Here is an 8,112-nt window from a genome sequence, read left to right on the forward strand (position 1 = left end):
CGTCGCCGCCGCCGGCGCCTCCGCGACCGTCGAGATCGTCGACACCGTCTGTACGGGCCGGTGTCGTGGCTCCGCGCCGCGTCCCTCGTTCTCCGTCGACGGTCGTCCCGCGCCGTGCGGGGGGCGTGGGCAGGGTCACGACGACGAGTGCGCGGTCGCCCGCGGCATCGTCACCCTCTCGGGGATCGTGACGGCCTCGTCGGCGGTACGGCGACGCAGAGTGGTCGCGGCGGACGGCGGCGGGCCGGACGGGAGCGGCGACGTCGGATCGGTCCGATTGAGCGAGTTGCAGCCGCTGGAGATCAGCTACGTCGAGGCGGACGGGGTGCACCTGGTGGCGCGGTCGGAGCTCGCCGCCGCCGGCGTCGACCCGATCGCGGTCGACGAGCAGGCGTGGTTGCGTCGGTTGGCCGACGACCCGGGCCTGGCCGCGCGCCTCGCGCAGCGCGCCGGACGGCAGGTCGCCGGTGCGAGACCATGCCTCGCGGGCATCGACAGCTACGGGATCGACGTGAGCATCGGTTCGCTGCAATCCGGGTTCCGCGAGCACTTCCGGGTGGAGTTCCCGCAGGTCTGTGCTGATTCGGATGACGTCCACAGGGTCCTCGCCGAGCTGGCACGGTGATCTGCCACACAAGAGTTTCCTGAAAACTCTTGCCTTTGAGGTAAGCCTTACCTAAGTTGATTGCTGCGGGTAGTCACGTCCCCGCACCCGCTTCCCGCTCCGGCACCGTCCCTGAGGCGCCGGAGCGGGGGACGGGAACCGCGACGACGAGAGGCGAAGGCATGCGATCACTGGTGGGACCCGTACCGGAGCCGGCCGAGCGGGCGAGCTCAGCGCTACGCCGGTGCCCGCGCGCCACCCTCACGTTCGGCTCCGCCACCCCGTCGGTCGCCCTCGTGCACCGGGGCCCCGCGACCGCCGACCTCAGCCTGGTGATCCCGATAGCCGACGCGGCATCCATCGGGTTCGGCGGGGTCACCGCCCGGCTCGAGGTGCTCGACGAGATCATCGGGGGAGTGGCCCAGGGTCGCTGCCGCCGCATCGTCGTCGTCGAGGGGCGCGTCGAACGGTCCGGGACGCGCGCCCAACGCATCACCGCCGCCGACATCGCGCGCGACCTCCCCGACTCAGCCCTCCTGGGCGTCGGATCCGACTCCGCCCTCGTCCGGCTCCGTGCCGACAAGATCGTCCTCACCGAAAACGAGGGCGTCACCGACATCGCGCCCGACGACCTCGCCACCTCCGGCCCCGACCCGTTCACGGACCTCGAGGGCCACTGGCTCGATCACCTCAACGACCCCCGCTGCCAGGTCGTCCCGCGCATCGCGCTGCGAGTCTGCCGGTGTCTGCCCGCCGTGCGGCCCCTGCTCATCGGGATCGATCGCGCCGGCGTGGACATCGAGCTCGTCGACCGCGATGGTCGGATCCGCCGCGAGCGACTGCCGTTCGCGGAGGCGTGCACGGGCGTCGCCGAGCTCGGCACCCAGCTCCGTCTGCTCGCGGGGGGCGCCCGGTACCCTCAGGATCGTGCTGCTCTCCGACCGTGACCTCCGCGCCGAGCTCGCCGACGGGCGACTGGGCATCGACCCCCTCGACCCCGCGCTGATCCAGCCGTCGAGCATCGATGTCCGCCTCGACCGGCTGTTCCGTGTCTTCAACAACTCGCGCTACACCCACATCGACCCGGCGCTGCAGCAGGACGAGCTGACCGAACTGGTCGAGGTCGCCGACGGCGATCCCTTCGTCCTGCACCCCGGCGAGTTCGTCCTCGGCGCGACCCTCGAACGGCTCGCCCTGCCCGACGACCTCGCCGGCCGGCTCGAGGGCAAGTCCTCCCTCGGCCGCCTCGGTCTGCTCACCCATTCCACCGCCGGGTTCATCGACCCCGGCTTCGACGGACACATCACCCTCGAGCTGTCCAACGTCGCGAACCTGCCCATCACCCTGTGGCCGGGGATGAAGATCGGCCAGCTGTGCCTGTTCCGGCTCTCCAGCCCCGCCGAGACCCCCTACGGCAGCGCGAGCGTCGGTTCCAAATACCAGGGCCAGCGCGGACCGACGGCGTCGAAGGCGTACCTCAACTTCCGGTGAGCCGGAATGGCCGCGGCCATCCCACCGCCCGGGGCGTGCGACGCGCAGTGCACCGACGTCGTTCACCAGCGCGTTCCCACCGCGACGCCTTGACGGGGTAGAACGGCGCCATGCGTATGACCGTGTTCGGGACCGGGTACCTCGGCGCCACCCATGCCGCCTGCATGGCCGAGCTGGGCCATGAGGTGTTGGGGGTGGACGTCGACGAGGCGAAGATCGAGCGGCTGCGCCGGGGCGAGGTGCCGTTCTACGAGCCGGGTCTGCCGGAGATCCTGCTGCGGCATGTCGAGTCGGGTCGGTTGCGGTTCACCACCGACTACGCCGAGGCCGCCGAGTTCGCGGACCTGCACTTCATCGGGGTGGGCACGCCCCAGCGCAAGGGCGAGTTCGCCGCCGACACCACCTACGTCGAGGACGTGGTGACGCGGTTGGTGCCGCTGCTCACCTCGGATGCGGTGTTGGTGGGCAAGTCGACGGTGCCGGTGGGGACGGCGGCGCGGCTGCAGGGGGTCGCGGACTGGCACGTGGCCGACGGTGTGCAGGCGCGGGTGGTGTGGAACCCGGAGTTCCTGCGTGAGGGCTTCGCGGTGGCCGACACCCTGACGCCGGACCGGATCGTGATCGGGCTGCCCGGCGGGCCGGACGAGCAGGGGTTCGCGCGTGAACTGGTCGAGCGGGCTTACGCGCCGATCCTCGAGTCGGATCCGTGTCCGGTGATCGTGACGGATCTGGCGACCTCGGAGCTGGTCAAGGTGAGTGCGAACGCGTTCCTGGCGACCAAGATCAGCTTCATCAACGCGGTGTCGGAGGTGTGCGAGGCCGCCGGCGCGGACGTGACGGTGCTGGCGGATGCGATCGGTATGGATCCGCGGATCGGTCGGCGGTTCCTCAACGCCGGGCTCGGGTTCGGTGGGGGTTGTCTGCCCAAGGACATCCGGGCGTTCATGGCGCGTGCCGGGGAGCTGGGTGCGGACGAGGCGATGACGTTCCTGCGGGAGGTCGATTCGATCAACATGCGGCGCCGGGAGCGGATGGTCGACCTGGCGGTCGAGGCGTGCGGCGGGACGGTCATCGGCAAGACCGTCGCGGTGCTGGGGGCGGCGTTCAAGCCGAACTCCGACGACGTGCGTGACTCGCCGGCGCTGAACGTGGCGGGGATGCTCTCGCTCAAGGGCGCCAGCGCGGTGGTGTACGACCCGCAGGCGCTGGACAACGCCCGGGCCCTGTTCCCGACCCTCACCTACGCCGGGTCGGCGTTGGCGGCGTGCGAGGGCGCGGACGTGGTGCTGGTGGCCACCGAGTGGGCCGAGTTCGTCGAGCTGGACCCGGTCTCGGTCGCCGGGGTGGCGCGGGGCCGGATCCTGCTGGACGGGCGCAACTGCATGCCCGCTGACCGCTGGCGTGAGGCCGGCTGGACCTACCGCGCCCTCGGCCGCGGCGTCCCCTCGGTCGCCGACGCTCTGCCGCCCGTCGGGCTCGCGGTCGCGTCTGCGGGTTACTGGCGGTAGGACGCCAGGAAGTTGCCGATCCGCTCGATGGCCACGCCCAGGTCCCGCGCCGCGGGCAGGGTGACCACCCGGAAGTGGTCCGGTTTCGGCCAGTTGAAGCCGGTGCCCTGCGTGACGAGAATCCGCTCCCGCTCGAGCAGGTCGAGGGCGAAGAGCCGGTCGTCGTGGATCTCGTGCACGTCGGGATCCAACCTGGGGAAGGCGTAGAGCGCACCCATCGGCCGGACGCAGCTCACGCCGGGGATCGAGTTCAGCTTCTCCCACGCGATGCCGCGCTGCTCGTGCAGCCGCCCGCCCGGCTCGATGAGCTCGTTGATCGACTGGTAGCCGCCGAGCGCCACCTGGATGGCGTGCTGGGCGGGCACGTTCGGGCACAGTCGCGTCGAGGCCAGGAGTTCGAGCCCCTCGAGGAACCCCGCGGCGTGCGCCTTCGGCCCGGTGATGGCGACCCAGCCCGCCCGGTATCCCGCCACGCGGTACGTCTTGGACAGCCCGTTGAACGTCAGCACGAGCAGGTCGTGGGCCAGCGTCGCGATGGACGTGTGCTCGGCCTCGTCGTAGACGATCCGGTCGTAGATCTCGTCGGCCAGGATGAGCAGGCTGTGCTCCCGCGCGAGGTCGACGATCCCCTGCAGGACCTCCCGCGAGTAGACCGCGCCGGTCGGGTTGTTGGGGTTGATCACCACGATGGCCTTGGTGCGCGGGGTGATCTTGGAGGCGATGTCCTCCAGCGACGGGTTCCAGTCGTCGTCCTCGTCCGCGAGGTAGTGGACCGGTTTGCCGCCCGCGAGCGAGGTCATCGCGGTCCACAGTGGGTAGTCCGGCGCCGGGATGAGGACCTCGTCGCCGTCGTCGAGGAGTGCCTGCATCGTCATCGTGATGAGCTCGGAGACCCCGTTGCCGAGGTAGATGTCCTCGACGTCCAGGTGGGGGAAGTCAGGGACCAGCTCGTAGCGCGTGAAGATCGCACGGCGGGCCGAGAGGATTCCCTTGGACTCCGAGTAACCCTGCGCGTGGGGGAGCGCGGCGATCATGTCCCGCATGATCACGTCCGGCGCCTCGAACCCGAACGGCGCGGGGTTGCCGATGTTGAGTTTGAGGATGCGGTGCCCCTCCGCCTCGAGCTGGTTGGCCCGGGCGAGTACCGGCCCGCGGATCTCGTAGAGGACGTCCTTGAGCTTGGAGGACTGGTCGAGCGTGCGCGGCTGGCGGAGCGTGCGTCCCGTGGTCTCAGGAGTCATACCTGCTGATTGTGCCACTCGCCTCCCCCGCCCCGGCATCGCGTGCCCGAGCGGAGGAGGAGTCGGCGATCGCAGGCGGATCGCTGCGGTCAGATCCCGTATCGGAGGTCGACGATCGCCGGGATCTCCGAGTCCGGGAGGAGCTCGTCGGGGTGCTCGACGCGCAGAAAGTCCACACACTCGCGCTCGAGCGGACACAGCGAGTACGGCTGGGACTCGATCGACAGCCCGGTGGCCCGGCGGAGACGACGCACCTCACCGCGCACCGTCGTGGTGGCCGACGGATCCTCGTAGAGGGCCTCCGACAGCGCCCGCGCCGACCACGCCTCACGGGAGGCCAGCAGCGCCACGAGTTCGGCCCGCCGGGGTGTGAGCGGGATCGAGGTCCCGTCCGCCCGGATCACGGCCGGTTTCCACCCGAGCAGTCGGATCGCGGTGACAGGGTTGGGATGGTCGGCCGGGACGTGGCCGGGTGCGTGGGCGACGGCGTTGTCGTCGTCGTGCCCGGGGCCGGCGGCCGCGCCGGGGGATGACGGGAGCGCGGCGAGCAGGGACTCGGCGAGCCGGGCGCCGCAGCGCACCAGCGCGGCGGTCTCCACCGACGAGAACCGCAGCGGGTGGGACACGTCGAGGACCCCGATGACCCGCCCCCGCGGATCCCTGATCGGGCTCGCGGTGCACGTCCAGCCGTGGTGGGCGCGGACGAAATGCTCGCCCGCGGTGGCGTGGGTGAGGGCCCCGGTTTCGAGTGCCAGCGAGATGCCGTTGGCGCCGATGCCCTTCTCGGACCAGTCCGCGCCCTCCGCGAACGCGATCGAGTCCGCGCGGCGCAACGCCTGCGCGCTGCCCGCGCGCCACAACACGCGCCCCCGGGTGTCGGAGACGACGACGAGGTGGCGCCCGGCGGCCGAGGTGTCCGCCACCGATGCCACGACCTCCGCCGCGACCCGGTGCAGCGGCGTCATCTCGCGTGCGGTCGCGAGCTCGTCCCGCGACAGGACGCTGCGCGGGACCTGCTGGTCAGGGGAGATTCCCGCGTCCCAATTGCGTTGCCAGGCGCGCAACACCCGCGAGTCCAGATCGGACGTCTGACCGCCGGCCAGCGCTATCTCGTGGGCCTCGATCGTGCGGGCCGCGAAGGCGCCGGGGTCGGAGAACCGCAGCGCCGATTGCAACGACATTGCCACCCCCTGGGGAAGACAGTGTGATCTACGTCATGAAAACGCTACAGCAGAGCGAAGGAGTGGGTATGACCCAGACGACGGAAGCGCCGGCACAGCCCGACAACGCCGACCGCGCCGTGGAGACGTGGCTGGCGGAGTTCGGCGAGGCGTTGAGCGAGGCTGACACGGGCCGCGCGGCCGGGATGTTCGAGACCGAGGGGTGCTGGCGCGACTTTGTGTCCTTCACCTGGAACCTCCGGACCCTCGAGGGGCGTGAGGAGATCGGGGAGATGCTCGACTGCCAGCTCGCCGCGATCGCCCCCACCGGTTGGGAGCTCGCGGAGCCGGCCACCGAGTCGGGCGGCGTGATCGAGGCGTGGATCACTTTCGAGACCGCGGCGGGTCGCGGCTGGGGCCACCTGCGACTGCGCGACGGACGGGCCTGGACCCTGCTCACCACGCTGCAGGAGCTCACGGGGCACGAGGAGAAGAAGGGTCGCGATCGCGACAAGGGCGTCGAGCACGTCATCCGACGCGGACGCCGGACCTGGCTCGAGCAGCAGACCGAGCGGAAGGAATCACTCGGCTACACCGAGCAGCCCTACGCGGTGATCATCGGCGGCGGTCAGGGCGGGATCGGCCTCGCCGCCCGGCTCAAGCGGCTCGGCGTGCCCACGATCGTGATCGAGAAGAACGAGCGCGCCGGCGATTCATGGCGCAAGCGCTACAAGTCCCTGCACCTGCACGACCCGGTCTGGTACGACCACCTGCCCTACATCCCGTTCCCGGACGACTGGCCCGTGTTCCCCGCCAAGGACAAGGTGGGGGACTGGCTCGAGCACTACACCGCGATCATGGACCTCGACTACTGGTCCGGCACGCAGTGCCTGGGCGCCGAGTTCGACGAGACGACGGCGACGTGGCGCGTCCGCGTCGACCGCAGGGGCGAGAAGATCGAGCTCAGGCCGACCCAGCTGATCTTCGCGCTCGGGGTGTCCGGCTACCCCAACATCCCGCACTTCGACGGCGCCGAGGACTTCACCGGCGACCAGTGGCACTCGTCCGAGTTCACCGGCGAGGGCGACGTCGAGGGCAAGCGCGCCATCGTGATCGGCTCGAACAACTCGGCCCATGACATCTGCGCCGCCCTCTGGGATCACGGTGCGGACGTGACGATGATCCAGCGTTCGTCCACTCACATCTCCCGGAGCGAATCGCTGATGTCGCTCGCGCTCGGTCCCCTCTACTCGGAGGAGGCGCTCGAGGCCGGTGTGACCACCGAGAAGGCGGACTTGCTGTTCGCCTCCTGGCCCTACCGGCTGCTGCCGGACGCGCAGATCCCCGTCTACGACCAGATGGCGGAGAAGGACGCGGAGTTCTACGGCAAGCTCCGGGACGTCGGGTTCGATCTGGACTTCGGCGAGGACGGGTCGGGCCTGTTTCTGAAGTACCTCCGACGTGGCTCGGGGTACTACATCGACGTCGGTGCCAGCCAGCTCCTGATCGACGGAGAGGTGGCCCTCGAGCGCGGGCAGGTGACGCGGATCCTGCCGGACGGCGTCGAGCTCGACGGCGAGCGGGTGCTGCCCGCCGACCTGATCGTCTACGCCACCGGGTACGGCTCGATGAACCAGTGGCTCGTGGACCTGGTGTCCCAGGAGGTCGCGGACCAGGTCGGGAAGGTGTGGGGCTACGGCTCCGACACCACGCGCGATCCGGGCCCGTGGGAAGGGGAGCTGCGCAACATGTGGAAGCCGACCAACGTGGAGCAGCTGTGGATCCACGGCGGGAACCTGCACCAGTCGCGCCACTACTCCAAGTACCTCGCGCTACAGCTCAAGGCGCGGATGGAGGGCATCCCGACGCCGGTGTACCGGGTGCAGGAAGTGCATCACACCTGCTGACCGGCAGCTGGCCTCTTCCGCGCGAACCGAAATAGACCGCGGCCCGTGATCAGCTCTGTGATCACGGGCCGCGATGGCTTCCGGTGGGAATCAGCCCAGGGACAGGCCGTAGCCGCCGGACTTCTTCGCCTTGGGGATGGCACCGTCCTTGGCGGGCGCTGACGCCTCGGTCGCCTCGCATGCCCCGACTGTCGGGATCCT

The 8,112-nt window shown here is 70.3% G+C and carries 7 protein-coding genes; 5 read left to right on the plus strand and 2 right to left on the minus strand.

Annotation, left to right across the window (positions count from 1 at the left end; translation table 11 throughout):
* The 4 genes from HMPREF3086_RS04805 to HMPREF3086_RS04820 all read left to right on the plus strand — a co-directional run.
* On the plus strand, window positions 1-625 hold a 625-nt coding region (locus tag HMPREF3086_RS04805), incomplete at its 5' end, for a hypothetical protein (RefSeq protein ID WP_070720461.1).
* A 161-nt stretch (window positions 626-786) separates the two neighbouring features.
* Window positions 787-1,551, plus strand: a complete 765-nt coding sequence (locus HMPREF3086_RS04810; RefSeq protein ID WP_070720462.1) for a hypothetical protein — start codon at window positions 787-789, stop codon at window positions 1,549-1,551.
* Window positions 1,532-2,095, plus strand: coding sequence for a dCTP deaminase (gene dcd / locus HMPREF3086_RS04815; protein WP_007633742.1), 564 nt, complete (start codon window positions 1,532-1,534; stop codon window positions 2,093-2,095). The genes HMPREF3086_RS04810 and dcd overlap by 20 nt, the downstream gene beginning before the upstream one ends.
* A gap of 110 nt (window positions 2,096-2,205) precedes the next feature.
* Complete coding sequence (locus HMPREF3086_RS04820) at window positions 2,206-3,603, plus strand: UDP-glucose dehydrogenase family protein (protein WP_061914629.1); 1,398 nt, start codon at window positions 2,206-2,208, stop codon at window positions 3,601-3,603.
* On the opposite strand, the gene HMPREF3086_RS04825 is transcribed toward HMPREF3086_RS04820, so the two are convergent.
* Window positions 3,591-4,844, minus strand: a complete 1,254-nt coding sequence (locus HMPREF3086_RS04825) for a pyridoxal phosphate-dependent aminotransferase (RefSeq protein WP_061228972.1) — start codon at window positions 4,842-4,844, stop codon at window positions 3,591-3,593. The genes HMPREF3086_RS04820 and HMPREF3086_RS04825 overlap by 13 nt on opposite strands.
* A gap of 89 nt (window positions 4,845-4,933) precedes the next feature.
* Window positions 4,934-6,025 carry a helix-turn-helix domain-containing protein gene (locus tag HMPREF3086_RS04830; protein WP_061914632.1) on the minus strand — a complete coding sequence of 364 codons (1,092 nt, stop codon included), beginning with the start codon at window positions 6,023-6,025 and terminating at the stop codon, window positions 4,934-4,936.
* Between the two features lie 68 nt (window positions 6,026-6,093).
* Between HMPREF3086_RS04830 and HMPREF3086_RS04835 the strand changes: the two genes are divergently transcribed.
* Window positions 6,094-7,911, plus strand: coding sequence for a flavin-containing monooxygenase (locus HMPREF3086_RS04835; protein ID WP_061914635.1), 1,818 nt, complete (start codon window positions 6,094-6,096; stop codon window positions 7,909-7,911).
* Window positions 7,912-8,112 lie beyond the last annotated feature (201 nt).

It is taken from the genome of Dietzia sp. HMSC21D01, from assembly GCF_001815995.1.
In the GTDB taxonomy this organism is placed as follows: Bacteria; Actinomycetota; Actinomycetes; order Mycobacteriales; family Mycobacteriaceae; genus Dietzia; species Dietzia cinnamea.